At 56.2% G+C, this 23,068-nt stretch carries 21 protein-coding genes and 9 pseudogenes; 16 read left to right on the top strand and 14 right to left on the bottom strand.

What is annotated here, in order from left to right:
- Nucleotides 1-21: 21 nt before the first annotated feature.
- From F8N80_RS26650 to F8N80_RS26635, 4 genes are all read right to left on the bottom strand, one after another.
- On the bottom strand, nucleotides 22-1,380 hold the full coding sequence (locus tag F8N80_RS26650) for an MmgE/PrpD family protein (RefSeq protein ID WP_150785047.1): 1,359 nt from the start codon (nucleotides 1,378-1,380) through the stop codon (nucleotides 22-24).
- Between the two features lie 25 nt (nucleotides 1,381-1,405).
- Nucleotides 1,406-2,308, bottom strand: a complete 903-nt coding sequence (locus F8N80_RS26645) for a LysR substrate-binding domain-containing protein (RefSeq protein ID WP_150785046.1) — start codon at nucleotides 2,306-2,308, stop codon at nucleotides 1,406-1,408.
- Between the two features lie 130 nt (nucleotides 2,309-2,438).
- The gene (locus F8N80_RS26640; protein ID WP_150785045.1) at nucleotides 2,439-4,316 is read right to left on the bottom strand and encodes a TRAP transporter permease; all 1,878 of its coding nucleotides are present in this window, start codon (nucleotides 4,314-4,316) and stop codon (nucleotides 2,439-2,441) included.
- 68 nt (nucleotides 4,317-4,384) lie between these two features.
- Complete coding sequence (locus F8N80_RS26635) at nucleotides 4,385-5,362, bottom strand: TAXI family TRAP transporter solute-binding subunit (RefSeq protein ID WP_191632990.1); 978 nt, start codon at nucleotides 5,360-5,362, stop codon at nucleotides 4,385-4,387.
- Nucleotides 5,363-5,690: 328 nt separating this feature from the next.
- On the opposite strand from F8N80_RS26635, the gene F8N80_RS26630 reads away from it, so the two are divergent.
- From F8N80_RS26630 to F8N80_RS26610, 5 genes and pseudogenes are all read left to right on the top strand, one after another.
- Complete coding sequence (locus tag F8N80_RS26630; RefSeq protein WP_150785059.1) at nucleotides 5,691-6,911, top strand: OprD family porin; 1,221 nt, start codon at nucleotides 5,691-5,693, stop codon at nucleotides 6,909-6,911.
- A gap of 39 nt (nucleotides 6,912-6,950) precedes the next feature.
- On the top strand, nucleotides 6,951-8,009 hold the full coding sequence (locus F8N80_RS26625) for an AbrB family transcriptional regulator (protein WP_150785043.1): 1,059 nt from the start codon (nucleotides 6,951-6,953) through the stop codon (nucleotides 8,007-8,009).
- A gap of 157 nt (nucleotides 8,010-8,166) precedes the next feature.
- Entirely contained in the window at nucleotides 8,167-9,336 is a 1,170-nt protein-coding gene (gene nhaA / locus F8N80_RS26620) for a Na+/H+ antiporter NhaA (protein WP_150785042.1), read from the top strand.
- A pseudogene (locus tag F8N80_RS26615) lies at nucleotides 9,337-9,561 on the top strand (recombination directionality factor); the annotation flags it as partial.
- Nucleotides 9,562-9,600: 39 nt separating this feature from the next.
- Nucleotides 9,601-9,750 (top strand): annotated as a pseudogene (locus F8N80_RS26610) (transposase domain-containing protein); the annotation flags it as partial.
- 103 nt (nucleotides 9,751-9,853) lie between these two features.
- On the opposite strand, the pseudogene F8N80_RS31765 reads toward F8N80_RS26610, so the two are convergent.
- Nucleotides 9,854-10,012, bottom strand: a pseudogene (locus F8N80_RS31765) (GFA family protein); the annotation flags it as partial.
- A 455-nt stretch (nucleotides 10,013-10,467) separates the two neighbouring features.
- On the opposite strand from F8N80_RS31765, the pseudogene F8N80_RS26600 reads away from it, so the two are divergent.
- The 9 genes and pseudogenes from F8N80_RS26600 to F8N80_RS26560 all read left to right on the top strand — a co-directional run bounded on the left by F8N80_RS26600 (nucleotide 10,468) and on the right by F8N80_RS26560 (nucleotide 14,863).
- Nucleotides 10,468-10,928: pseudogene (locus F8N80_RS26600) on the top strand (isochorismatase family protein).
- Nucleotides 10,929-11,260: 332 nt separating this feature from the next.
- A complete protein-coding gene (locus F8N80_RS31275; RefSeq protein WP_191632988.1) occupies nucleotides 11,261-11,431 on the top strand; it encodes a hypothetical protein in 171 nt (56 codons plus the stop codon).
- A gap of 85 nt (nucleotides 11,432-11,516) precedes the next feature.
- A pseudogene (locus F8N80_RS26590) lies at nucleotides 11,517-11,726 on the top strand (isochorismatase family protein); the annotation flags it as partial.
- 336 nt (nucleotides 11,727-12,062) lie between these two features.
- Complete coding sequence (locus F8N80_RS26585; protein ID WP_150785041.1) at nucleotides 12,063-12,446, top strand: DUF6124 family protein; 384 nt, start codon at nucleotides 12,063-12,065, stop codon at nucleotides 12,444-12,446.
- A 36-nt stretch (nucleotides 12,447-12,482) separates the two neighbouring features.
- Nucleotides 12,483-12,731 carry a hypothetical protein gene (locus tag F8N80_RS26580; RefSeq protein ID WP_150785040.1) on the top strand — a complete coding sequence of 83 codons (249 nt, stop codon included), beginning with the start codon at nucleotides 12,483-12,485 and terminating at the stop codon, nucleotides 12,729-12,731.
- Nucleotides 12,732-12,879: 148 nt separating this feature from the next.
- A pseudogene (locus F8N80_RS26575) lies at nucleotides 12,880-13,104 on the top strand (isochorismatase family protein); the annotation flags it as partial.
- 87 nt (nucleotides 13,105-13,191) lie between these two features.
- Nucleotides 13,192-13,887, top strand: a complete 696-nt coding sequence (locus tag F8N80_RS26570; RefSeq protein WP_150785039.1) for a hypothetical protein — start codon at nucleotides 13,192-13,194, stop codon at nucleotides 13,885-13,887.
- Nucleotides 13,888-14,124: 237 nt separating this feature from the next.
- Nucleotides 14,125-14,223, top strand: a pseudogene (locus tag F8N80_RS26565) (IS66 family transposase); the annotation flags it as partial.
- 31 nt (nucleotides 14,224-14,254) lie between these two features.
- Nucleotides 14,255-14,863 carry a hypothetical protein gene (locus F8N80_RS26560; RefSeq protein ID WP_150785038.1) on the top strand — a complete coding sequence of 203 codons (609 nt, stop codon included), beginning with the start codon at nucleotides 14,255-14,257 and terminating at the stop codon, nucleotides 14,861-14,863.
- Between the two features lie 163 nt (nucleotides 14,864-15,026).
- Here F8N80_RS26560 and F8N80_RS26555 read toward each other — a convergent pair whose 3' ends face one another.
- The 3 genes from F8N80_RS26555 to F8N80_RS31270 all read right to left on the bottom strand — a co-directional run bounded on the left by F8N80_RS26555 (nucleotide 15,027) and on the right by F8N80_RS31270 (nucleotide 16,781).
- Complete coding sequence (locus tag F8N80_RS26555; RefSeq protein ID WP_150785037.1) at nucleotides 15,027-16,226, bottom strand: type II toxin-antitoxin system HipA family toxin; 1,200 nt, start codon at nucleotides 16,224-16,226, stop codon at nucleotides 15,027-15,029.
- Nucleotides 16,227-16,475, bottom strand: coding sequence for a helix-turn-helix transcriptional regulator (locus F8N80_RS26550; protein ID WP_150748577.1), 249 nt, complete (start codon nucleotides 16,473-16,475; stop codon nucleotides 16,227-16,229).
- A gap of 165 nt (nucleotides 16,476-16,640) precedes the next feature.
- A complete protein-coding gene (locus F8N80_RS31270) occupies nucleotides 16,641-16,781 on the bottom strand; it encodes a hypothetical protein (RefSeq protein WP_191632987.1) in 141 nt (46 codons plus the stop codon).
- A 526-nt stretch (nucleotides 16,782-17,307) separates the two neighbouring features.
- On the opposite strand from F8N80_RS31270, the pseudogene F8N80_RS26545 reads away from it, so the two are divergent.
- Nucleotides 17,308-17,502 (top strand): annotated as a pseudogene (locus F8N80_RS26545) (DUF6124 family protein); the annotation flags it as partial.
- 136 nt (nucleotides 17,503-17,638) lie between these two features.
- Here F8N80_RS26545 and F8N80_RS26540 read toward each other — a convergent pair.
- Together F8N80_RS26540 and F8N80_RS26535 are read right to left on the bottom strand one after the other, a co-directional pair.
- Entirely contained in the window at nucleotides 17,639-18,469 is an 831-nt protein-coding gene (locus F8N80_RS26540) for a phosphatase PAP2 family protein (RefSeq protein ID WP_150748575.1), read from the bottom strand.
- Between the two features lie 26 nt (nucleotides 18,470-18,495).
- Nucleotides 18,496-19,167, bottom strand: coding sequence for a histidine phosphatase family protein (locus tag F8N80_RS26535; protein WP_150748574.1), 672 nt, complete (start codon nucleotides 19,165-19,167; stop codon nucleotides 18,496-18,498).
- A 320-nt stretch (nucleotides 19,168-19,487) separates the two neighbouring features.
- Between F8N80_RS26535 and F8N80_RS26530 the strand changes: the two are divergent.
- Nucleotides 19,488-19,667 (top strand): annotated as a pseudogene (locus tag F8N80_RS26530) (hypothetical protein); the annotation flags it as partial.
- Between the two features lie 49 nt (nucleotides 19,668-19,716).
- On the opposite strand, the gene F8N80_RS26525 reads toward F8N80_RS26530, so the two are convergent.
- The 4 genes from F8N80_RS26525 to F8N80_RS26510 all read right to left on the bottom strand — a co-directional run bounded on the left by F8N80_RS26525 (nucleotide 19,717) and on the right by F8N80_RS26510 (nucleotide 23,008).
- A complete protein-coding gene (locus tag F8N80_RS26525) occupies nucleotides 19,717-20,136 on the bottom strand; it encodes a type II toxin-antitoxin system VapC family toxin (protein ID WP_150748573.1) in 420 nt (139 codons plus the stop codon).
- On the bottom strand, nucleotides 20,133-20,378 hold the full coding sequence (locus F8N80_RS26520) for a FitA-like ribbon-helix-helix domain-containing protein (protein WP_150748572.1): 246 nt from the start codon (nucleotides 20,376-20,378) through the stop codon (nucleotides 20,133-20,135). The genes F8N80_RS26525 and F8N80_RS26520 overlap by 4 nt, the downstream gene beginning before the upstream one ends.
- A gap of 71 nt (nucleotides 20,379-20,449) precedes the next feature.
- Complete coding sequence (locus F8N80_RS26515; protein WP_150785036.1) at nucleotides 20,450-21,895, bottom strand: SulP family inorganic anion transporter; 1,446 nt, start codon at nucleotides 21,893-21,895, stop codon at nucleotides 20,450-20,452.
- A 219-nt stretch (nucleotides 21,896-22,114) separates the two neighbouring features.
- On the bottom strand, nucleotides 22,115-23,008 hold the full coding sequence (locus F8N80_RS26510; RefSeq protein ID WP_150785035.1) for an NAD-dependent epimerase/dehydratase family protein: 894 nt from the start codon (nucleotides 23,006-23,008) through the stop codon (nucleotides 22,115-22,117).
- Nucleotides 23,009-23,068 lie beyond the last annotated feature (60 nt).

The following is a 23,068-nucleotide window of genomic DNA, read 5'->3' as shown; positions in this document are numbered from 1 at the left end:
ACACTTGGTGGCCAACACTCATCAGCCCAAGGAGACCAAGTTCAGGTCCGATAGCTGTAGTTCTTCCAATTTCCAGATCTGGCTTCCGAGCCAACGCGTGGCGTCAGAACCAATAACGGGCGTGACCAGTTCAGCGAATTTTTGCTCCAGCTCCAGATCGGTCAACGGCGCTTCCGGATCACCCTTGCGGAAAGGCGAAAAATGTTCCAGCACGCGGCCATCCTGCAGTACCAGGCGTACCCGCGCCGCACGGGCCAACGGGAACTGCCGGGTCAATTCAGGGCAGGCAGTCATCACCACCTTTTGCATCATCTCGCGGCTAGCGGGCTCAGCCAGACGCGCATCGGAAAACGCCTCAAGACGCACACTGCCGTAACGCAGCGCCTGTACCAGCACGTAAGGCATGCTGAACTTGGCCTGGTAAGCAGACACCGGCTCGTAATTTCCAGTGACGTCCAATGCGGTTTTGTAGGTATCTACTTCAATCCGCACCACCTGGTCGCGCTCGTTTTGAGATAACTGTTCGCGCAATAGCTGCACGGCGTCGATAGCCGCAAAGGTGTGGCCGCAGCAGCAATGGGTCTTCTGCGTGATGCGAGTAATGTTGTAGCTACTGCCAAGCCCCTCGGTCACCTTGTGCCATTGCGGATCGATACTCATGGCGGCACCGAAGCCAACCTCACCCTCAAGGATATCCAGTGCGCCGGTGACGCCACTGGCCGCTGCCCGCGCCGCGGTGATGCCCGCCGACGCAGCGTGGCCGCCGTGCAACGCTTTGGTCATCGAGTCGGAACGGAACGCCTGCTGCAGGCCGGCGGCAAACGATCCAGCCGTTGCCAGGGCATGAGCCATGACCAGACGATCCTTGGGTGCCAACAGGAAAGCCGCAGCAGCGGCGCTGGCGAAGCAACCGATCGTGCCGGTCGTATGGAAAAAGTGGTAATGGGACGGCTGTACTGCCGCACCAATGCGGGTGGATATTTCGTAACCCACCACCACGGCACGAAGGAAATCTTCGCCGCTGGCACCGATATGCTCACCGACAGCCAAGGCAGCCGACACCGTCGGCACGCCCGGGTGATAAATCGCATCCTTGAATATGTCATCGAATTCGACAGCATGCGATGAAGTGCCATTGATCCACGCCGCTGTCGTCGGTAGAGCCGTAGCGCCGTAACCGGGAAGACTACTGCGGCCGGTGCCGTGCTCATCGGCGTAGGATTGGGCAAGTCGTTGGGCGACTGGTTCACGGGTGCCAGGATACATCGCAGCAAACCAGTCGAGAACCGCGCGCTTTGCATGATGCCGTACATCGCCGCGTAACGTTGAGTTTGCTTCGGAGACGCTGTAGTCCGCCAATTGTTCTATTAGAGTTGTCATGGGATACCTATCGTTACTGATTGGGTTATTGCCCCGGTAAAAACTTTGAGCTGATTTCTTCCATCAGCCAGGCCCGGAAACAGGCGATCTTGTTTTCTCGGGGTGAGTTCGGCTGGCTAACCAGGTAGTAGCCGAGACCACGGGTGAGGGTGTGTTCACAGAAATAAATGAGTGTCCCAGAGCGCAACTCCTGCTCCACCATGCGCGTTTGCGCTATGGCAATACCCAGGCCATCGTGCGCCGCCTGATAGGCCAGCAGAGAACTCGGCAGCATGAAGGGATCTGGCTCCATGCTGTATTCAATACCCGCCGACGCAAACCAATCGAACCAGTCCTGTTTGCGGTAATAAGAATGGATCAGGCGATGCTTGAACACCTGTTCGGGGGTTCGACCGGCTGGCAATCCCGAGACCAGCTTCGGCCGGCAGACTGGACGCAGTTCGTCCGCAAACAGGAAGTCGGAACGCAAACCCTCCCACTCTCCATCACCAAGCTGGATGGCGGCATCAACACGCTCGTTGTTGAAATCCACGGGGGCGATAGCCGTGGTGATGCGAATTCGCAGATTTGGATGTGCTTTATTCAGTCTTGGTAGCCGGTGCATTAGCCAACGGGCGGCAAACGTGGAGTAAACGCGGATGCGCAGAGGCTCGTCTTCCAAATGTGCGGTCAAGCCGCGGGTAGCTTCTGCAATTCGCTCGAAAGCAGGTTGGATACCCTCGAAGTACTGTTGGCCGAGTTCGGTCAGACGGATACCCGTGCGATCCCGATGGAAGAACTGCACCTCCAGATAACCTTCCAACAAACTGATCTGACGGCTGACTGCCGACTGGCTGACATGTAACTCCTCTGCGGCTTTAGAAAAGCTCTTGAGGCGAGCAACAGATTCGAAGACACGTAGCGCATTTAGAGGTGGTGTATTGGACATGACACGTGGCCTTTGCTCGGTTGATTGCAGCAAGCCTACGTCATAACGGCTGCTTGACGCTGCTGGCTAAAAGCCGCAGCCCCGAGTAGTGGAAACCCAGTCATAGGCTTTCCACTATCGGGACGGAACATCAGGAGAGGTGCGCGAGCGGTTGGCCCCGTTTCAGCAGCGAGGTTTGGGTCAGGACGAAGATCGCCAATACGCCCAGCGCAACCACGTTCGCCCACAGCGTAGGCACCAGACAGCACATCGCAGCAGATGCAAGGAGCAAACGCCAGGCGATGTTCACACGGCGTTGATACCATCCAACCAGCGCAATGGACATCATCCAGACTGCAAACAACGCCAGTACCGCGGCCGCGAGAATTTGATGCCACTCGCCCATACCCAGCAACGCGTTGTTGTAGACCACCATCACCGGGAGGACAAAACCGGTCAAGCTGATACGGAACGCTTCTAGCCCGGCCTTGAACGGATCGCACCCGGCGATGCCTGCAGTAGTAAAGGCCGCTAAAGCCACTGGCGGCGTGATCGGCGCGTAGCAGCAGTAAATGAACACGAAGAAGTGCGCTACGATCAACGGAACGCCCATCTGCACAAGGAACGGCGCGGCAGTTACGGCCATCACGATATACGCGGCAGTTGGCGGCAATCCCATGCCCAGAACAATGGAAATAACCATCGCAAACAGCAGCGCTAACGGGAGATAACCGTGGGACGCCGACATCAAGATGTCCGACAACTTGAGGCCCAGCCCAGTCATACCCAGCATGCCGATGATGATACCTGCCGTGGCACAGGCTACCGAGACCACGAGCACCTTCCTCGGAGTTTCGATCAATGCCTCGACTAGATGCATCATCGGCACCTTAAGTTCGGGTTTGAAGAAGTTATAGACCAGCGTCGTGAGCAGAATCACTGCCGTGGCGAACAATGCTGCGCGCAATGGCGACACCTGCAATACAGCGAGCGAAATGATGAGCACACTCAGCGGAATCAGCAGGCGCAGACTCTTCATCAATGCGTCGCGCTTACCTGGTATTTCATCAGCGGGAAGTGACTTCAGATTGTCTTTGCGCGCTTCGTTGCCTACCACGAACATCAAGGCTGCATAGAACAATAGCGCAGGAATTATCGCGTGCAGGATGATCTGGCTGTAGGGCACGCCGGTCATGTCCGCCATCACAAAAGCACCTGCACCCATCACTGGCGGCATCAGCGATGCGCCGGAAGCGCCTACAGCCTCAATCGCCGCTGCTGTGCGCGCCTTGTAGCCAACCCGCTTCATCATCGGAATGGTGAAAGCACCAGTAGTCGCTGCATCTGATACAGGACTGCCGGACACCATGCCCACTGTCATGGTCGCAATGATGCCCACTTTGGCCGGGCCACCCTGGTATTTACCAGCGAACGCATTGGCCAGGTTAATGAAGAGGCTGCCCACTCCGCACTTTTCCATGAAGGAACCGAACAAAATGAACAGAAACACGTAGGTCGCGGCCACACCCAACGGTACGCCATAGATCCCCTCGGTCGAGTAGAACATCTGAGTGACAATACGCTCCACGTCACGACCGGAATGACCAAACGGCTCGGGCAGATAACGACCGAAGTAGCTGTAAACCAGGGCAATCAGAGCCAGCAGGGTCATCACCCAACCGACGGTGCGGCGGGTTGCCTCGAGCAATACCACCAATGTCATGCCGCCGATGATGAGATCGATGCCTGTCGGATCACCTATGCGATAGACCAGGTCATCGAAGGAGACATACAAGTAGATGCCACTGGCGAGAGCGGCCAGCACCAACGGAATGTCAATCAGGAAAGTGCTTTTGGAATCCTTGAATGCAGGGAAGAACAAAAATACCAAAGCCAAGACGAAAGACAGATGGATACTGCGCTGGAGCAACGCGGTCATCAGGCCAGTGCTGGCTGTGTAGACCTGGAAAGCGGTGAACAACAGGGAGAGGACGATAATCGTCGCTCCCAAGGTTTTCCTAGACGTCATGATACTTTTCCTCTACCAGAACACCGGCAAAAACAATCAATCAGAGGAGGCGCACGCTCCTCCATTTATCACTGCAGAACGCCTGCCTCGCGGTAATAGCGAGCCGCACCCGGGTGCAGCGGCACCGCTGTATTGGATGCGTTTTGCAACGTGGTCAGCTTGAACGCGTGGTTGATACCTTCCAACTCTGGCTTGTTTTCGAACATTGTCTTGACGATCTGGTAGGCCTCTTCTTCGGACAATTTCGTGCCCGCAACCACCAGGGTCTGTACCGATACCGTTTGCGCGTCGTGAGGGACACCTTTATAGGTGTTCGCAGGGATGACGACCCGGTCGAGGAACGGATAGTCCTTGCGTATGGTGCTGACCTGATCATCGGTCAGGGACAACAGCTCGATCGGGTTGGTCATCGCCAAACTCATGATCGCCGGCGCAGGATAGTTAACCCCGAGGAAGACAGCTTCCACGGTGCCATCCTGCAGCGCCTCGACGCCTTCACCAAAAGTCAGGAACTCAGGCTTGAAGTCTTTATAAGTGATACCCACAGATTCAAGCATCATCCGCGTTTTCACTTCAGTCCCGGAGCCAGGAGCTCCGACTACCACGCGTCTCTCGCGAATATCAGCGAGCCCCTTCACTGCGCTGTTTTTCAAAGTGACGATGTGATGAGGTTGCTGGTACATATTGAACAGGCCATACATCTCGACCTTTTCCCGGAAATGTTTGGACTTCTTGAAGTTGGTGTACGCCTCATACACGACGTCGGCCGACACGGTCGCCAGATCCGCCTGCCCCTTGGCCAGCATCTTGATATTTTCCACCGTCCCCCCGGTGGACTCAGCGACCATGGAAATGTCCGGATTTTTTTTGCTCACGACATTGGCCAGCGCGCCACCGTACGCATAGAAGACACCGGTCGTACCGCCCGTCGCAATCGACAATTGCGCAGCATTCGCGGAAGCCATAGCGAGCAGCAAACTCGCGCAGCCCATAACAGCCAGTGTCTTCAGTTTCGATTTGTCGTTCTTGTTCTTGTTGTTCTGCATTTCAGACCTCGATGCTTGTATTTGAACGATGCCCTTCATGAACCCCTGCACCCACAGCTTGAATCTTTACTGCTCAGGGGCACCCAGTAGCCTGCGCTAGAAGATAGCGTGGCAACCCGGCTGGGCTTCTCGTGATCCCATCATAACGAAGCGCCGAAATAGCGGTTTTACCAAAAGTCATACGCAGATGAGTTATTTGAAAGCTGGCAGACGGCCCACCCCATTAGGCTAAAGCAAAACGGGATCCAGCCCTTCCCTACATAAAATTCGAATAACAAAAAAGGTGTCCGCGTTGAAATACCCAGCCTATTTATCGCCTGCTCCAGCCATGCTCGTATTCTCAGTTGCCGCTTGGGCGCCTTTAGCCTCCGCTGACTTTATCGAAGACAGCAAGGCGTCTCTCCAACTTCGCAACATGTACTTCAATCGCGACTTTCGAGAAGATTCAGGACAGTCGAAACGTGATGAGTGGGCCCAGGGATTTTTACTCAAGGTGGAATCAGGCTACACAGAAGGGACCGTTGGGTTTGGCCTGGATACGCTAGGCCTTCTCGGTGTCAAACTGGATTCCTCTCCAGACCGGGTCGATACCGGAATGCTGCCAACCGGCAGTGACGGGCGGGCCGACGACGAATTCTCCTCCTTGGGCTTGACCGCGAAAATGCGCATTTCCAAGACCGATCTAAAGGTCGGCACCTTCACCCCAACACTGCCTGTGCTCAAGCACAACGATGGGCGCATCGTCCCGCAGACGTTTGAAGGCGCAATGATCACCTCGACAGAAATCAGCAAGCTGTCGTTAACAGGCGGCCAGTTATCCAACGTCAAACAACGTAACTCCACAGACGAGCAAGACCTTCAGTTAAACAATAAAAACAAACGGTTCAGCGGCGCTGTGGCCGCTGACTATCTTAACCTGGTCGGTGTTGAGGCACAGTTGAGCGACAGACTCAGCCTGAGCTACTTCGCCGCTGAACTGGACGACGTCTATCGTCAGCACTTCGCGGGTCTCAAATACGGGCGCAAGCTCGGTGAGGGCACGCTGAATGCAGACATTCGATTTTTTACGAGCAGCGATTACGGCAGAAGTGCTGGAGGCGAGATCGACAACCAGGCTTTCAACGGCATGCTGTCCTATAAACAGAGCGGGCATGGCCTGGGTCTGGGCTGGCAACTGATGTCTGGCGACACTGGCTTCGCTTACGTCGATGGCACTGATCCCTACCTGATCAACTTTTCCCAGATCAACGATTTCGCCGAAGCTAAAGAGCGTTCCTGGCAAGTCCGGTATGACTACGATTTCGCGAGCATCGGCATACCTGGCCTGAGTGTGATGACTCGTTATATCAGCGGCACGAATGCCAAAGTAAAGGGCGCTGCCGGCGACGGAAACGAATGGGAACGCAACTCTGAAATCAGCTATGTATTTCAGAACGGGATGTTGAAAAACCTTTCAGTACGCTATCGCAACGCATCTTATCGCTCTGGCTTCTCGCGCGATCTCGATGAGAGCCGTTTCATCATCGGGTACACCATTTCGCTCCTGTAAACGCAGCCTCGGGAGAATCACGTGAAGAGATCTTCCTTCATGGAACTCGCAAAATTTCCGATTGGGCTGCAGTGGGCGGTATTAGTCGGGGGTGGCGGGCTTGCAGGTTATGTCCTGCATCAGGCGGGATTGCCCGCGGCTCTACTTCTTGGTCCTTTAGCCGTTGCTATCTGCATGGGCGTCGCCGGCACTCGTATTCGAGTGCCGCGACTGATGTTCCGATCAGGTCAGGGAATTGTCGGGTTAATGGTCGCCAAGTCAGTGACGCTCGGGGTGCTTCTGGCGTTGAGTGAGGACTGGCACCTGATGCTGCTGGTCACTGCGATCACCATATTGTTAAGCGCCGTGGTCGGCCTCGGATTGGCTTGTTTCAGCCCCATACCTGCAGACGCTTCAGCATGGGGAACCGCTCCCGGGGCTGCGTCGGCTATGATAGCGATGGCGGAGGAAAATGGCTCGGACGGACGTCTGGTGGCCTGCATGCAATATGTGCGAGTTGTTTGTGTGGTCATGCTGGGCGCTTGGATTTCCACGCTATTTGTAGGGTCCAGTCACCCTCATCTCGCGCCCATCGTTGCTGAGCTCCCTTTCACTTGGATCGGCCTTGGAATGAGCCTTGCCATCGCCTTCCTTGGCGCGTTGAGCGGCAACTTGCTCCCCGCCGGCGCGTTGCTGACTACCGTTATCGTCGGGAGTGCCTTACAACTCTTTGGGTGGTTGGACATCACCCTGAGCGGCACACTCGTCACACTCGCCTATGGCGTCATCGGGAGCTATATCGGGTTGCGTTTCGACCGCGCGACGGTCAAGCACGTCGCCAGGTTGATTCCGGTGATCGTCGTTGCCAACGTGGCGCTCATACTGCTGTGTACCGCATTAGCCTGGCCGCTGAGCTACCTGTTTGGAAAGGACTTCCTCTCGGTATTCCTGGCTACGAGTCCAGGGGGGCTGGACGCCATGGCAATCATTGCCGTGGAAACGGGTTCGGACGCCAGCTTCGTGGTCGCATTGCAAACTTTGAGGCTCATCGGCGTGGTACTGAGCGGATCTTTTTGCGCCCATCTGATCATGAGGTGGAATGCCCGCGTGTCTCGTTGAACACTGTTTATAACTTCGATCCTCAGAAGCTGGCGTCCGATGATGGGGGCTTCGAACGGGGTCGATGCTGCAACTGATCCAAGAAATCCGATCGTTCACACCGTGATTGAACCTAGCGGAAGCTCAGGTTGGGTCATTGCGCTGAAGTGGAGTTTCAATGCCTACGTCTATCCGCCGTTCCGAATCCCCGAATGCATTTGCGTTCATCAGCCGATTTTTCGCCACTGAATCTGCAGGAGGTCTTGTGTTGATGGCAGCGGCAATCACCGCGCTGACTGTCGCTAATTCGCCTCTGGCAAAAGACTATTTCGCAGCACTTCACACACAGTTTGCGGGGCTGTCGCTGGAGCAGTGGATAAACGATGGCTTGATGGCCATTTTTTTTATGCTGGTCGGGCTTGAGATCAAGCGCGAGATGCTGGTCGGGCAACTCGCGTCCTGGGCGCAAAGATCGCTACCGGGCTTTGCGGCCTTGGGCGGAATGGCCGTACCGGCGCTGATTTACGTGGCGATTAACCAGGGCAATTCCGAGACCATTGACGGCTGGGCCATCCCTTCTGCTACCGATATTGCATTCGCTCTCGGTGTGTTGTCGTTGCTCGGAAAAAGGGTGCCGGTATCGCTAAAGATCTTCCTTTCTGCGCTCGCGATACTGGATGATTTGGGAGCAGTGCTGATCATTGCTTTGTTCTACACAAGTGGTCTCTCGGTGCCCATGCTACTCGCAGCATTGGGCGCTCTGCTGGTATTGGCAGGGATGAATAAGTTGGGTGTGAGGAAACTTTTGCCTTACCTCATCACGGGGGCTTTGTTGTGGTTCTTCATGCTTCAATCGGGGGTACATGCCACATTGGCGGGTGTCGCACTCGCCCTTTGTATTCCTCTGGGCCAACCTGATGAGGCGGCGCGCTCGCCCCTTTTGTACCTTGAACAAAAACTGCACCCCTGGGTAGCCTTCGCAGTGGTACCTATCTTTGGATTCGCCAATGCAGGAGTGTCGCTTTCCGGCATCACGGTGAATAACCTCGTAGAGCCGGCTCCTCTTGGCGTTGCCTTAGGGCTCGTAATAGGGAAACAGGTGGGGGTCTACGCATCGGCTGCGCTCGCCATCCGTTTTGGACTTGCCAAACTGCCGCAGGGCAGCAATTGGGTTCAACTCTACGGAGTAGCAGCACTGTGCGGCATAGGCTTCACCATGAGCCTATTCATTGGCGCTTTAGCGTTTCCAAACTCCCCGCATGTATTCGATGAGGTGAAAGTGGGTGTTCTGATTGCTTCAACCCTTTCTGCGATTATTGGACTATCAGTGCTACGAAGGAGTCGTTAAGACGATCAATTCACGATCACGTCCCAAGTGCAAAGCCGGGATGGCCGGTTACTACATCCACTTAACGAAGAACTGCGCCAGGGTAAGGAAGACAAGCTGCGCAGCATTCCAGTACGTCTATTGTTCAACGAGCCGGAGCTGAATTTTCGGGCCGACTACACCCTGTTCGACCGGCAATCCGGACGATCGTTATGCGTGGTCAATGGCGAAACCTGCAAACATATGTAAGAGTCTGGGGAAGTCACCTTCCGAGTTCCAGAAATAAAGGCGGCGACTAATATGAGTTTTATCCAGTCTGCACGGATGAATGGGCTTGATCCGTATGCGTATCTGAAGGACGTGCTCACGCGGCTGCCGACGCACCGTGCGAGAGAAACTATAGGGTTGCTGCCGCATAGATGGGCGCCCACCTGATCACGTAAAGTGTCGGGTGGGCGCTTAGGTCAACCTCTAGTTGAAATGAAAATGGATAAAAATATCCGCAGTCATTTGGCGCTCCGTTTCATTACGCAACCTTATGCAGGTCAGTTCGCAGCACGCTGCCATAGCTGGCAAACGCTGCCCCATGACTTTTACGGCATTAGTTGCAATGGCAATGTGGAAGCACTTTGGGGCGTGGTTTGATTTCGTAACTGACGGCGCCGCAGAGACAGCTGCCTTGGAAAGTGCCGGTCATTTTTTTAAGGCAGCCTGGTAACTAAATGGGTCAATTTAAACGGTTGGCACGGGGAGTGTCGAATGACTGCTCCTGGCCGATCTCTACCTGTCGCCCCCGGCAGCTATGGCCGTTCACTGCCAATCATGGTTATGAAACGTGCTGGTCAGATCGAATGCAAACGGGTGGTCAAGTAAAGTGCAGTATTCCAATTGGTATTCCAACCAAAAATCAAAATCGATATTAATTTTATAAATCAATAGCTTACTAAGCGGATTCAAATTACCCCGGCCCACCAATCGAAGCCAACGAAGCCCGCCCAGCGCGGGCTTCGTTGCATCTGGGGTTCGGTATTCCGGGAGCCAACCCGTACCCTGTGGGAGCGGGCTTGCCCGCGAAGAGTCCAGCCAGACCACCCCAAATCCCCAGCGGCCAAAGCTGCAAACGTCGCCGCAACCGCCTCTCCGGAGACGCTCATGCACCAAGCCCTCCTCATCATCGACGTCCAACCCAGCTTCACCCCACCCCAATGGCTCATCGACGGCATCCGCACACTGATCGGCACCCTCCCCAGCGCCGCCACCGTCGAACGCCACGACGAATCCAAAACCCCCTTCCACAAACAACTCGGCTGGCACCCGCACCAGACGACGACAGCCTGATCCAGGCCGACCGAATCTTCATCAAGCACGGCTACGCCCCGTCGCCGCAAACCATCGAGTATTTCTAAAGCCTGAAGGTGGAACGGGTACTGGTGTGCGGCCTGCAAACCGAAACCTGCTGCCTGGCGGCCGGGTTTGCGTTATTCGATGCGGGGTTGCAGCCGACGTTGATTACGGATTTGACGGTGGGGTCATCGCTGGATCGCACCGGTGGTTTGGGAGTCAGGCTTTGGGAGCATCATTTCAAGCACACCGTGACATTGGACGAACTGTAACAATATTAGAGCGGAATGCTGGCATACCAAGCACAAGGTTCGGTCCTAGGAAATTTCCTTCAACTCGTGGCGCCCGTCAGACACTGGAGCGCGATTAGTAAATCTGTATGCTTTCCTTCACAAAGATTCGGTCACCCATTTGCGCTTCACTTTTGATTTTTTCATACCAAAGGAATGACGATGACTCCTGATGAACAGCTCATGCAAGATGAAGCGATTTCCTTTGCCAGGTCGAACAAGAAAGCCATAGCCAGACGTCCGAGTCGAATCCCTGAGCGACACATACGAGCTGAATTAATGGTCGAGCTCGGGTCAGGATCAGGAGCGCATCAATGATTTCGATCAAGCTAGGCTTCTCTAAGGGCGCCAAGAGTCCCTTTGCTGATTTCATTCGCAATGCTAAGTCGAATCAGAAAAAGCGTGTCTACAGCGAAGTGCTGACTGAAGCTACCAAGCAGCAAAACCTTGTGATGATGGAAGCTGAAACCAAACGAGCTAACTGACTATTTAGACAAAAAAACCGGTCAAGCGCCGGTTTTTTTTGCTCAGAAATCGAACATAGGCTTGTCAACTCCGTACGGCCCCCTCTTCCAGAAACAACTCGGCTGGCACCCCGCACCAGACGACGACAGCCTGATCCAGGCCGACCGAATCTTCATCAAACACGGCTACGCGCCATCGCCGCAAACCATCGAGTATTTGCAAAGCCTGAAGGTGGAACGAGTATTGGTGTGCGGCCTGCAAACCGAAACCTGCTGCATGGCAGCCGGGTTTGCGTTATTCGATGCGGGGTTGCAGCTCAATCGTGGCGCCCCTGCTCTCCATCCTAGGAAATTTCCTGCAAGACGCATCGCCTTCCATGAACTAGCGAACGCTGCTCTTCGCAGATAGCCTTCCGGTGTCGCTGCAAATCAGCGATCGGCTTTGACAGGCTGAAAACCGGAACCTTCCACTCTACCTAATAAAACGGCATGCTTGCGCGCTTGCAGTTTTTTCATGGCGGCTGTGCGTGGGGCATCTTTGGATGCACCGTTTTTTCCTGTGTTTCCGGTCTGTCAACCTACGTACAGCTGCCACCTTCCCTGTTTGACAGCAGGGGAATGGCAGTTCCTATGACAAACCAGGAATTAGACCATGAAAAAACACAGTCCCAATCCACCGGACTCCTCGCCGGATTTGGCAACCAATACCCCCAATTTATCCAAGCTCTGCGAAGCCACCGAACCCCTCGTGAGCGCCCGCCTGCGCAACCCACGTCTCCCCGACCCCGTCAGCCACGTCTTCACCATCCTCCCCAACATCGACACACCCTCCCTGCTCGCTCACGCCTGCGAAACCCTGGCCTCGCTCAACGTCATGAGCACGGACCTTGCCTGCGAACTGGAAAGCTCTCGCCGCAACGTGGCATTGGCGATTCAGCAGTTGGCGGTGGTGGCCGAACTGTTAGTAAACCGGGCGCTGGACAACCTGGACCCACCCGATGGCTTGCCAGAGACCCAGTCCACCAGCCATCCCTGAGTGGCCATGTCTTTTTACCAACTGGAGGTTTGTGCCATGGATCGATACATGCCGGTTACCGGCATCGATTGCAGCATTCCATCGCTGTTGATCGACACCGAAGCGCCGCTGGACGTTTTGCACGAAACCGCGGCCTACCGCATCCGCACAGCAACCCAATTGCTGGAGAGCTTCACCGTAAACGAAAACGTTCACAGTGAACTGGCGCGGGTGTTGGTCACCTCACTGCGCGACGGCTGCGATTTGTTGGACGTCGTTGGGCGGCGATTGAAAACGCAGATATAGACGTAGAAAAGAAAATGGGCGACCTCACTGAGGTCGCGCATTTTTTATGATTGTTTTATCTGGTTTCGCAGCCTTACATCTTGAATGACAAAGGTGACAGACAAAAAAGTGGTGGCACTAAATAGATCCGTCCCCCCTTTTTGTCGAGTATTTGCAAAGCCTGAAGGTGGAACGGGTATTGGTGTGCGGCCTGCAAACCGAAACCTGCTGCCTGGCGGCCGGGTTTGCATTATTCGATGCGGGGTTGCAGCCGACGTTGATTACGGATTTGACGGTGGGGTCATCGCTGGATCGCACCGGTGGTTTAGGAGTCAGGCTTTGGGAACATCATTTCAAGCACACCGTGACCTTAGATGAACTGCTGCAACGTTAGAGTCGAGGTACTTGCCGCTACACCATCTATGCTGCTGTTTCATCTGGTGGACAACAACACCGAACAGAAGCATTCAGGAAGATGAACATGATTGCCTGGATTTCAGCCGCCTTCGCTGCCATGGTTTCTTTGGCTGCACACGCCACCGCCGAAGTCGCACCTAGTGTCGAAATCCCTTTCAATAACGGCGCCGAAGCCGTGACGGTCACCCAATCCATCAAAGGCCCGCTCACAGCGCAAAACCTTTCGTCGAGCCTTGTCGATGAGGTCAGGGACAGCATCCAGCCATTCGACCAAACACTCGATTTGCAGGGCATTCGTTTTCATGTGACGACGGCGTTGGTCGATGGAAACCGTGTGCTCTACATCGCACCCCAAGGGCTGGAAATCGATAACTCGAAGGTGGCTCACCCCCTTGCCGGCAACATCGTTCGGGCGCAGGTCGCGGACCTTGATCGCGACGGCTCACCCGAGATTTACGTCTTCGTCAGATCACCGGGGCGCGGGATGGCGGGTGAGCTCGTTGCCTACTCCGCTAACCGCAAGAAGTCGCTCAGCGAGATTTATCTGCCACCTGTCAGTGACAACCCGAAAATTGCAGAGGGTTACCAAGGCGAGGATGAGTTTGCTCTGATGGAAAATGCGTTGGTGCAGCGGTTTCCGGTCTATGAAGATGCTGACGCCGGTGCGGAGCGGACGGGAAAAATGCGGCAGGTTCAGTACAGGTTGATCCCAGGGGAGGCCGGGTGGGTGTTGAGGGTTTTTCAGGTGACGCAATACTGAGACAATTTTTTGGAGGGAAAAAACTCAGTCCCAGTCCACCGGACTCCTCGCCGGATTTGGCAACCGACACCCTCGATTTATCCAAGCGCTGCGAAGTCACCGACCCCCTCGGAGTGAGTGACCTGAGGCCAGTCACACACCCTGTGACCATCCGTGCGGCACGGGGAATCTACGAAGTAGAGTTCCTGCTCCCGGACAGACGCTGATCACTAAGTAAGAAGTGTTGGGCAGACGCATACCGACGACAACCAGGTCGAGAACCAGATCCGGCCCAGGGCGCTTGGCCGTTCGAACGGGTTGTTTGCCGGATCGCTACGCAGCGGTAAACGGGCGGCAGAATGACGTAATTTATGGAGTAGTCAGAACGATGATTTTGGTTGTCGATGGTATCAGCGCCAGCGGGAAAACCACCTGGTGCGCAAGATATGGAGGACAACATGTCATTCCTGAACATGGACGTATTGAGGACGAGCCGGATCGTCTGAAAGATCCAGTCGGAGCGGCAACTTTCTGGGCCGAGCGAAACGTAGATCGCTGGCAGGCGGCACTCATCATGGAAGAAAAATATTCGTGGGCTCTGTGCGATAGCGACCCCCTCAAGCTCCACTACATTTGGAGCCTCTGGCAGATCGGTGAGGCAAGCGAACACGACTGGCGATTGGAATTGGCGGCCACAAGAGAAACTATCGCACAAGGGCGGATCGGTTTTGCCGACTGTTACATTGTTGGCCGGATCGATCCACAGCTTGCGCGACAGCGCGCTCAGGCAGACTCGACCCGCCGAAGGGGCAAATTCGAGCTACACGTGCGCCTCCAAACTGCTCTTTTGGACTGGTACTCAGCCCTCGACAAGGTACTTCCAGGCAGAGTGAGATTCGGCTTCCCTTCAGAAATGCCAGCTTTGGAAAACCTTGATGGAAGGTATGCGGTGGAGGCCTTTGATCAAATGATCGCTTCGCTCCACGCGGAATTGTAAATGTGGCGCTTCAGCTTATCTGCGGCCTTGCTTTCTCAGTCAGTTCCGCTGAATCGAAGTTGACGCTGTAGGCCGCCTTGCGATTGATCCAGTTCCACAGTGCCTTGAATTCCTGTCTGTCGGCATTGAGGTCCACTTATGTAGAGCCGCCCCTGCAACGTCGCTATCCAAAAGTCAGGGCAAATGGCGCCGCTGCTTTTTGAATCGCACTGACCACATGAGGTGCCTGTTCCCGATGCTGGGGATAACGCTCAAGGACCGCTTCAAGTGCTGCCAGAATCTTCTGAATGCGCAATTCAGGCTGTTCAATCTCACATGTCTGCGCGAACTCCAGCAACCCTTGGCGAGAAGCAAACAATGATTTGTTGCCTGCCAGATCCAACGCAAGAACATCATCCGGGATGTAAGCAGTGGTATTGACGATGTCATAAGCCGGCGCCAGGCGAGCATCGCGTTGCGTAGGCTCCGAGTAGAGCAACCCATAGTTCTTGAGATGCGCATCGCCGTTTCCGACGATGCAGCTCAGGGCAACGCTATCGAAAAGCTGATCCAGTGAGGACCGCAGGTACTGCGCAGGGCAAAACAGCCGAATAACCTTGGCGATTGCCGCGTAGCTTTTGCTGTATTTCTGATCGGCCGACAACCCCATGAGTGCCGCCATGTCCTCGAAGCCGATCGGGTTGAGTTGAGCGTCTCGATCAAAGCGGCGCATGACAAACAATCTGGCGTTGTCGGAAAGGTAAAATTCAGGGACGGGAATGCCCGCCTCCTTGGCAATCGACATGCAAAGGAACTCGTTGATCGCCAGGCCAGGGAACTCGTCACGGCCACTCTTGATGATCAGGTCCGAGGTTTTCGAAGTGACTCGTGGCAAGTCGGTCTCCTGCTGTTCAGGCACCAACACCTTGGGTTGGACACCTGAAATACCGGCCCGCAGGATGTAGCGATCAAGCAGGTCGGCAAAGATATCTTCCGCACCGTCCCACGTCAGAATCTCTTCGAGTCGTTCTCCGGGAAATGTCTGTTCTCCAAGCAGGGCATCTACGGCTTGCGAACGCACCTGGACCCTGCCGATGGGTGAGCTGCTACCGGAAAGCGCAAGCAACAGCATGGGATCGACGTTCACGGTCTTGGCCAGGCGATTACGTAACTGTTCCAGCACATACCCTTCCGGCAGATTCATCTGAAAGATTGGGTGCAGGTCTCGTCGGCGGAACTCCTCAGGTCGCACAGGCATCGACAAACTGATTGCCATCTCCGGCAATGCATCTTCGTCGTAGCGGAAAATGAAGTCCGCCGCGCTGGTGAAGATCCGGCCGCTGCGCCCTTCAGGAGTGCTGACGAAAAGTGAGGTCATTTTCATTCAGAACAGTTCTTCAAGTTCTTCAAGGGTCGGCATGGCCGCTGGAACAACGGTGAACTCACAATCCAATGCGCCTAATACACGCGCATACGCCACCATGCTCACAGTAAGGGAGCCCTTCTCGACGGCAATGACTTTCTGCCGCGTCAACCCTGCGAGCTCGGCCAGTGTTGCTTGCGTGTGACCACGATTCATACGTTTTTCGCGTATTTGTTTGCCGAGCCGCGAGGCCAATAGAGTGTAGTCCATGTTCGCTTACCATTACATTTACAATCAAATGTATCGCATACTGAACATTTAAGCGATCTCCGAATCGCTCTTCTGTTGCAACGTCATCGGTGATTCAGCCTTTCGGCCGTCAGCTAAAAGTACAACCCCTGACCTCAGAGGTAGCGGATGGGCAAGCGCGCCTGGTTATGGGAGGGCCGCACAGATGAATTTTTCTTCACCCCGCCGAGCCTCGGCAACCGGTACATTGCGCTCGCTCTTCAAGAAACTACGGTTTGCCCGCCCTCCCGCGGGCTTTTTTTTGTCTTTTTGAATGGTCAGCTTCATTCGGTAATCCGATAACTGCCTTCCTCTGACGCAAATCACGCCTAGTGACCCTGCCCTTGGTGGTTTGAGTTTTTCCACTGATCGTCATGAAACACCTGACCAGGGCTGGTCTCGGTGTCCTGCGTGACATGTCCTACGTACGAAGAAAACCAGAAGAAAAATCCCACAGGTCTTTCAGGTTGTCGGTCGGAAGCCCGCTCAATAACCTTTGGCAGTCGCTGAATACTCAGTGATCGGGTGTGAGATCCCGGCAAAAAGTATGCATCTAGCGCCAGTGCCTTCATAATTGGCGCCAGCTTATCCGCTGCCAGGAATGCGTTATGGCGGCTGTGTGCGGGCAGACTTCGGTCTGGCCGGGTGCCTACTACCGGTGATCTCACACTGCACATAGCTGCCACCTCTTCGCCGCTTGAGATCCGGCAAGTGATGGCTCCCATTTCAGTAGGAGTTCTCACATGGATAAATTGACCCCCGATCCCCCTTCGAAACCGCCAGGCCCTACCGCCCCAATAGCCTCTTCATGGTCGTCCCGGACATGGACACTGAAACCCTGCTCGCCAACGCCTGCGAGTCTTTGGCTTCAGCCAACGTCATGGCCAATGATTTCGCCACCTACCTGAGCGGTCCGCAGCGCAACACCGCACTGGCCATTGCGCAGATCATCATGCTGGCGGAATTGGCCGTGAACCGGGCATTGGATAACGTCGATCCGCAGGGGTAGGCAGGCGTTCAGTCAGGTGAACCGCGTTATCGTTCATCGCGGGCAAACCCGCTCCCACACTTGATCGCTGCCGAACCCGGACTTCTCGTTCGCCGCAGATCCCTTGTAGGAGCGGGCTTGCCCGCGAAAATCCATCTCAATTGACGGGCTGAGTCTGAGCCACCAACGCCGATTCTTCAGCCTGCAAAACCGGCAATTCCAGCCGCGCTCGCCCATAGAACGCCAGCGCCGTCAGCAAACACGCCAGCCACACGAAGATCCCGGCCCAAAAGGTGTGGGACATGTAGTGCCAGCCTTGCAGAACCCGCGTCGTGCCGTAGACGAAACCGAGCGCCAGCGAGCCGTACAGCACCGCTTTGGAATGGCGCCAGCGGTAGCGGCGCGCGATGAAGTACAACGCCAGCATCGTAAAACCACCCGAGGCATGACCCCCCGGCCAGCAACGCCCACTGCCTGCAACGTTCAGCAGATCGAAATTCTGGTACCACTCCTTGTGTTCAACCTTGCCCCCGTACTGGGTCGTTTCGATCGGACAATACACACTGGTATGGCCCTTGAGGTAGTGGATGACGCCCGTGCTGATGGAAAACGCGAACACCACATACAGGAAATCACGCCGATGCCTGCTGGCAAATCGCAGCACCGGCGCGGCCTTGATCTTTTCCAGAAACGCGATGATTTTCGAATGCTTTTCAGCGTTCAGACGCGGCCAGAGAAACGACAGCAAGGCGCCGAGGATGGCTATCTCGCCGGTCCAGTTCGGAATGATCCGCGCCCATTTGTGGGTGATCTTTTCGAACAAATGCACATGATCCAACGGAAACGTCTGCGTCACCGGGTCATAAAAAAGATCGTTGAAGGCGATGTCGATTCTGGTGAGGTCGAACAGCAGGAAAACCACGACCGCACAAGTCAGCGGGATACCGAAGTTCACCCAGTAGAAACGCGAGCGGGAGGAAGTCAGCATTGAGCGACCTGATCGAGAAAGTGAAGTCATTCGCCGGTCACCGAGCGCCAGTCCGAGGCTTCGATGAAACCGAGCATGCGCGGTGCCTGTAACGATTCGGCCAAAATGAACAAGGAAGCGCCGTAACCCAGGGTCGAGCTTGGCAACTCGAGGTCTTTCAGGAGTTGCGACATGCATTCACTGTGGGTCACCAGTATCAGGTTGCGCCCGGCCTTTTTGTGCGCCAGGGCATCGCGCAGCATGGTGCCCTTGCAATTGATCAACCAGTCTTCACCGAAACTGACCTTATTGAACATATAGCCGGCGGTCTGAGCGGTACGAAGCACCGGGCTGTTGTAGATGTCGGCCTTGCTCAAGCCCAGTTGCTGGAACTGTGTACCGAGCGCCACTGCCACGCTACGGGAACGATCGGTGATGCCGTCATTGCCGCTCAGGCAGGCTGCCGAGGAGTGATCGCAACGCTCGACGTGGCGCACCAGCACGATCATGTCACCTTTGGCCCAGCCGGCCGCCAACGCACGGGCGCCGGCCACATTACCGTCGGCCAGGTCCGGCACGGCGGCGGGTCGCAACAGAAATACCGTCAACGGCATCACCAACAGCGCCGAGGCCAGCACCACAGCCCCGTTGCGATAGCGGGCCAAACGGCTCAGATCGAAAGTGCGTTTAATCCCGAACAGACTCAGTCTCAATTCCACATCAAGCCGCCCCGCTGGCATGCAACGTTGTCATACGATGCCGCGAGGGTAGAGAGGCGCGCGTTGGCTGGGAGTGAAAGGGTTGTGAAAAAAAGCTTAAGAACAACATCAAGAGATCATAGCCTCGCTTCGCTCGACAGCGCCTACAGGGTGCGCGTTCTGAGCTGACGAGTGAAACGAGGCTGCGATCTTTTGATCTTCAGTTACCAGGCATGCTGCCGATACAAACCAGCTACCTAACCTTGCTGGCGCCACGGTGCAGGAGGTCGCGCGCAACGCTGAAGAAGCCTCCCAGGCAGCGGCTGCCGCTGACGGCGAAGCTCGCGGCCGCCGCCGAGCAGCAAAGCGCCGTGGCCGAAGAGATCAGCCGCAGCATCATCAACGTGCGCGACGTATCTGAACAGACTGCCGCCGCCAGCGACGAAACCGCTGCGTCCAGTGTGGAACTGGCGCGATTGGGCAATCAGTTGCAGATGATGGTCAGCCACTTTCGGCTTTAAAAGCACCTGATCGTTCCCACGCTATGGTGGGAACGATCATCTTCCCGTGTCAGGTTTCCCACGGATTGATCACCTCAATCCCGGGGAACTCGAAATCCCGAACATTGCGGGTGGCGATCGGTGCGCCGTGAGTCCGGCATATTGCAGCAATTTGCGCATCAGCCATGGACGCCGCTCGCCCCTGTGCTTCGCAACCCGCTACCAGCGTCGCGTACTCGACGGCGGCATGAACATCAAAAGGCAATATCCTTCCGGCGAAATCCTCTTCGAACATCTCCATCGCATGAGCTTCAAGTTTTTGCTTGCGCTTTCCGTAAGGTAAGCGGGCAATTCCATGAAGTATTTCTGCCACTGTCACTGCGCTGATCGCCAGATCCATCGCTGGCTGCCGGTCAATCCAGGCCACTACTCGAGCCTCAGGTTCGGCCCGCATAAACTCGGAAAGAATATTGGTATCGAGCACTATCATTCAGAGAAATCCACTGCTGTCGCTTTCTCTGAACGCAGGGGCAAATCGAGGTCCACGCCACCGACATCCCTGAATCTATTGCGGATCCGGCTACCAAGCCCTCCAGCTCGGTCAACGGTAGCCAGCGCTCGCCCAAGAATCAGGCGGACCTCTTCTTCCATGGAGTGCCCATTGTGAGCGGCGGCAATGCGCAGCTGTTCTTTAATTGTGTCGTCCAGATTACGAATGGTGATACTGGCCATGACGCCACCTCCTGCAATCAATGAAATCATTGATTGCAGGCTAGCACATAATAATCAACTCAGCCGTCAAATCAGCCCAGCTCGCCCCCTGCCCGCTTGAGCATTTGCTTGCAGCGCTCCGACAGGTGAAACACGTGCAGATGCTTGCCGGCCCTGGCATAGCGCTCTCGCAGGGTTTTCAGCGCGGCGATCGCCGAGTAGTCGACGAATCTCAGGTGACGACAGTCCAGGGTCACGTGCGCAGGGTCGTTGGCAGGGTCGAACTGATTGAGGAAAGGTGCAGTCGAGGCGAAGAACAGCGTGCCATGCAGGTGATACAGCTTGCTGCCGTCGGCTTCGAGATGAGCGTCGGCGTAGAGCTCGCGGGCTTGTTGCCAGGCGAAGTTGAGCGCCGCGATGATGATCCCGCAGAGTACGGCAGTGGCCAGATCGGTGAACACCGTAATCACCGTGACGGCGATGATCACCAACACATCGTTCAGCGGCACTTTGTTCACCACCCGCAACGAAGCCCAGGCGAACGTCTGCTGCGACACCACGAACATCACCCCGACCAGTGCCGCCAGCGGGATGCGCTCGATCAGCGGCGACAGAAACAAGATGAACACCAGAATCAGCACACCGGCCACCACCCCGGACAGTCGGCCACGACCACCGGAGCTGAGGTTGATCACGGTCTGGCCGATCATCGCGCAGCCGCCCATGCCGCCGAACACACCGGAAACCATGTTGGCCGCCCCCAGCGCGACGCATTCGCGATCCGGGTAGCCACGGCTTTCGGTGATCTCGTCGGTGAGGTTCAGGGTCAGCAGGGTTTCCAGCAGGCCGACCAGCGCCATCAAAATCGCGTAAGGCGCGATGATGTGCAGGGTTTGCAGGTTCCAGGGGATGTCCGGCAGCGCAAAGCTCGGCAAGCCGCCGGCAATGTGTGCCATGTCGCCCAGGGTGCGGGTTGGCAGGCCGAGCAGATACACCGCGAGGCCCACGCTCAAAATCGCCACCAGCGCCGGCGGCACGGCACGGGTTAACCGCGGCAGCAGGTAGACGATGGCCATCGTCAGCACCACCAGCCCCGCCATCAGGTACAGCGGCGCCCCGCTCAGCCAGGCGTCACCGCTCTTGAAGTGCTCCAGCTGGGCCAGGGCAATGATGATCGCCAGGCCGTTGACGAAGCCCAGCATCACCGGGTGCGGCACCATGCGAACCAGTTTGCCGAGTCGCAGCAGACCGAACGCCAGCATGATCAGGCCACCCAACAGCACGGTGGCCAGCAAGTACTGCACACCGTGCTGTACCACCAGCGCGACGATCACCACCGCCATCGATCCGGCGGCGCCGGAGACCATGCCCGGCCGCCCGCCGAAGAGCGCGGTCAGGGTGCAGATGATGAACGCGCCGTATAGGCCCATCAATGGATTGAGGTGAGCAACCAGGGCGAAGGCGATGCATTCGGGGAGCAAGGCGAAAGAGGTGGTGAGTCCGGCCAGGACATCGGCGCGCAGACGTTTTGGTTTCATGGTTTACCCAAAATATTGGCCGTGGGGGAATGGCCGGAAAATAGGGTGCGGATGTTACGGAATTGAGAGCAGCCCGGCCAGTTGTCGGGCTGCTGAAAACGCCTTCGCGAGCAAGCCCGCTCCCACCGGTTCTGTGTCGTCCCCCAATTTCGTGAACGACACAATACCTGTGGGAGCGTGGCTTGCCCGCGATGAACGATGACGCGGTCTAGAGCGAACTCACACCATCTCGTCCCGAATCCACTCAACCACCGAAGTCCGCTTCGGCACCCAGCCCAGCAGTTCACGCGCATGCTTGCCGCGAACCCGGCTGTTGGACCCCAGGCCATAGTTGGCCATTTCATAACCCCACTCGGCTTCGGCCTCTGTCAGCGGCCAGTCTTGCGGCGCACCCAGCTTCAACGCTTCGGCGATCGCAGTCGTCATGTCGATGAACGACGCCTCACCGCTTTCGACGAAGTAGAAGGTGCCCGGTACGTTTTTGGTCAGCGCCAGCAGGTACAGGGACACCACGTCCTCGATGTGCACGTTGGACCAGATATTCTGACCCGGGCCGACATGCCGGACCACACCACTTTTGCGTGCCTGTTTGAGCAAGCGCGGCAACTGCACGCTGTCGCGTTTGACGCCCAGACTGTGACCGTAGATCAGGGTGTTGCAGATCACTGCCGAGTTCACTCCGTCTTTGGCAGCGGCGAGGATCAGGTTATCGATGGCCACGCGCGCAGCCTTGTCGACCGTCGGCTCCGGCAGGCTGTCTTCGTAATAGACGACGTCGCTGGATTTACCGCCCGACGCATCGCCGACGATGCTCGACCCGCTGGTATGCAGGAACACTTTGTTGGAACCGCGCAGCGCATCGAGCAAAGCTTCCACTGCGCCGCGATGGTCGCTGCTGGCGGCATTGATGACGGCATCGGCAGCGCGGGCCTGTTCGGCCAGCAGTGCGCTGTCGTCAAGCGTGCCGATCACCGGGGTGATGCCCAGTGCGCTCAGCTCATTGGCTTGTTCGGTGCTACGCACCAGGCCGGTAACCTTGTGACCTGCCCGGACCAGACCGGTGGCGATGGAGCCGCCAATAAAACCGGCAGCGCCGGTAACGAATACGTTCATGGAGAAACTCCCTGCGTCAGTAAGTGATGTAGCCAGTATCGAGCAGCGATGCCTGGGGAA

The sequence above is a fragment of the Pseudomonas fluorescens genome (assembly GCF_902497995.1).
Taxonomy (GTDB): Bacteria; Pseudomonadota; Gammaproteobacteria; order Pseudomonadales; family Pseudomonadaceae; genus Aquipseudomonas; species Aquipseudomonas fluorescens_BK.
The sequence above is the reverse complement of the archived record's forward strand: the minus strand, read 5'-3'. Positions and strand labels throughout refer to the sequence as shown.

Excerpts from the sequence above, each read along its gene's own strand:
- F8N80_RS26650 (WP_150785047.1), bottom strand. The coding sequence starts at position 1,380 with ATGACAACTCTAATAGAACAATTGGCGGACTACAGCGTCTCCGAAGCA.
- F8N80_RS26645 (WP_150785046.1), bottom strand. The coding sequence starts at position 2,308 with ATGTCCAATACACCACCTCTAAATGCGCTACGTGTCTTCGAATCTGTT.
- F8N80_RS26640 (WP_150785045.1), bottom strand. The coding sequence starts at position 4,316 with ATGACGTCTAGGAAAACCTTGGGAGCGACGATTATCGTCCTCTCCCTG.
- F8N80_RS26635 (WP_191632990.1), bottom strand. The coding sequence starts at position 5,362 with ATGCAGAACAACAAGAACAAGAACGACAAATCGAAACTGAAGACACTG.
- F8N80_RS26630 (WP_150785059.1), top strand. The coding sequence starts at position 5,691 with ATGCTCGTATTCTCAGTTGCCGCTTGGGCGCCTTTAGCCTCCGCTGAC.
- F8N80_RS26625 (WP_150785043.1), top strand. The coding sequence starts at position 6,951 with ATGGAACTCGCAAAATTTCCGATTGGGCTGCAGTGGGCGGTATTAGTC.
- nhaA (WP_150785042.1), top strand. The coding sequence starts at position 8,167 with ATGCCTACGTCTATCCGCCGTTCCGAATCCCCGAATGCATTTGCGTTC.
- F8N80_RS31275 (WP_191632988.1), top strand. The coding sequence starts at position 11,261 with ATGATTTCGATCAAGCTAGGCTTCTCTAAGGGCGCCAAGAGTCCCTTT.
- F8N80_RS26585 (WP_150785041.1), top strand. The coding sequence starts at position 12,063 with ATGAAAAAACACAGTCCCAATCCACCGGACTCCTCGCCGGATTTGGCA.
- F8N80_RS26580 (WP_150785040.1), top strand. The coding sequence starts at position 12,483 with ATGGATCGATACATGCCGGTTACCGGCATCGATTGCAGCATTCCATCG.
- F8N80_RS26570 (WP_150785039.1), top strand. The coding sequence starts at position 13,192 with ATGATTGCCTGGATTTCAGCCGCCTTCGCTGCCATGGTTTCTTTGGCT.
- F8N80_RS26560 (WP_150785038.1), top strand. The coding sequence starts at position 14,255 with ATGATTTTGGTTGTCGATGGTATCAGCGCCAGCGGGAAAACCACCTGG.
- F8N80_RS26555 (WP_150785037.1), bottom strand. The coding sequence starts at position 16,226 with ATGAAAATGACCTCACTTTTCGTCAGCACTCCTGAAGGGCGCAGCGGC.
- F8N80_RS26550 (WP_150748577.1), bottom strand. The coding sequence starts at position 16,475 with ATGGACTACACTCTATTGGCCTCGCGGCTCGGCAAACAAATACGCGAA.
- F8N80_RS31270 (WP_191632987.1), bottom strand. The coding sequence starts at position 16,781 with ATGAAGCTGACCATTCAAAAAGACAAAAAAAAGCCCGCGGGAGGGCGG.
- F8N80_RS26540 (WP_150748575.1), bottom strand. The coding sequence starts at position 18,469 with ATGCTGACTTCCTCCCGCTCGCGTTTCTACTGGGTGAACTTCGGTATC.
- F8N80_RS26525 (WP_150748573.1), bottom strand. The coding sequence starts at position 20,136 with ATGATAGTGCTCGATACCAATATTCTTTCCGAGTTTATGCGGGCCGAA.
- F8N80_RS26520 (WP_150748572.1), bottom strand. The coding sequence starts at position 20,378 with ATGGCCAGTATCACCATTCGTAATCTGGACGACACAATTAAAGAACAG.
- F8N80_RS26515 (WP_150785036.1), bottom strand. The coding sequence starts at position 21,895 with ATGAAACCAAAACGTCTGCGCGCCGATGTCCTGGCCGGACTCACCACC.
- F8N80_RS26510 (WP_150785035.1), bottom strand. The coding sequence starts at position 23,008 with ATGAACGTATTCGTTACCGGCGCTGCCGGTTTTATTGGCGGCTCCATC.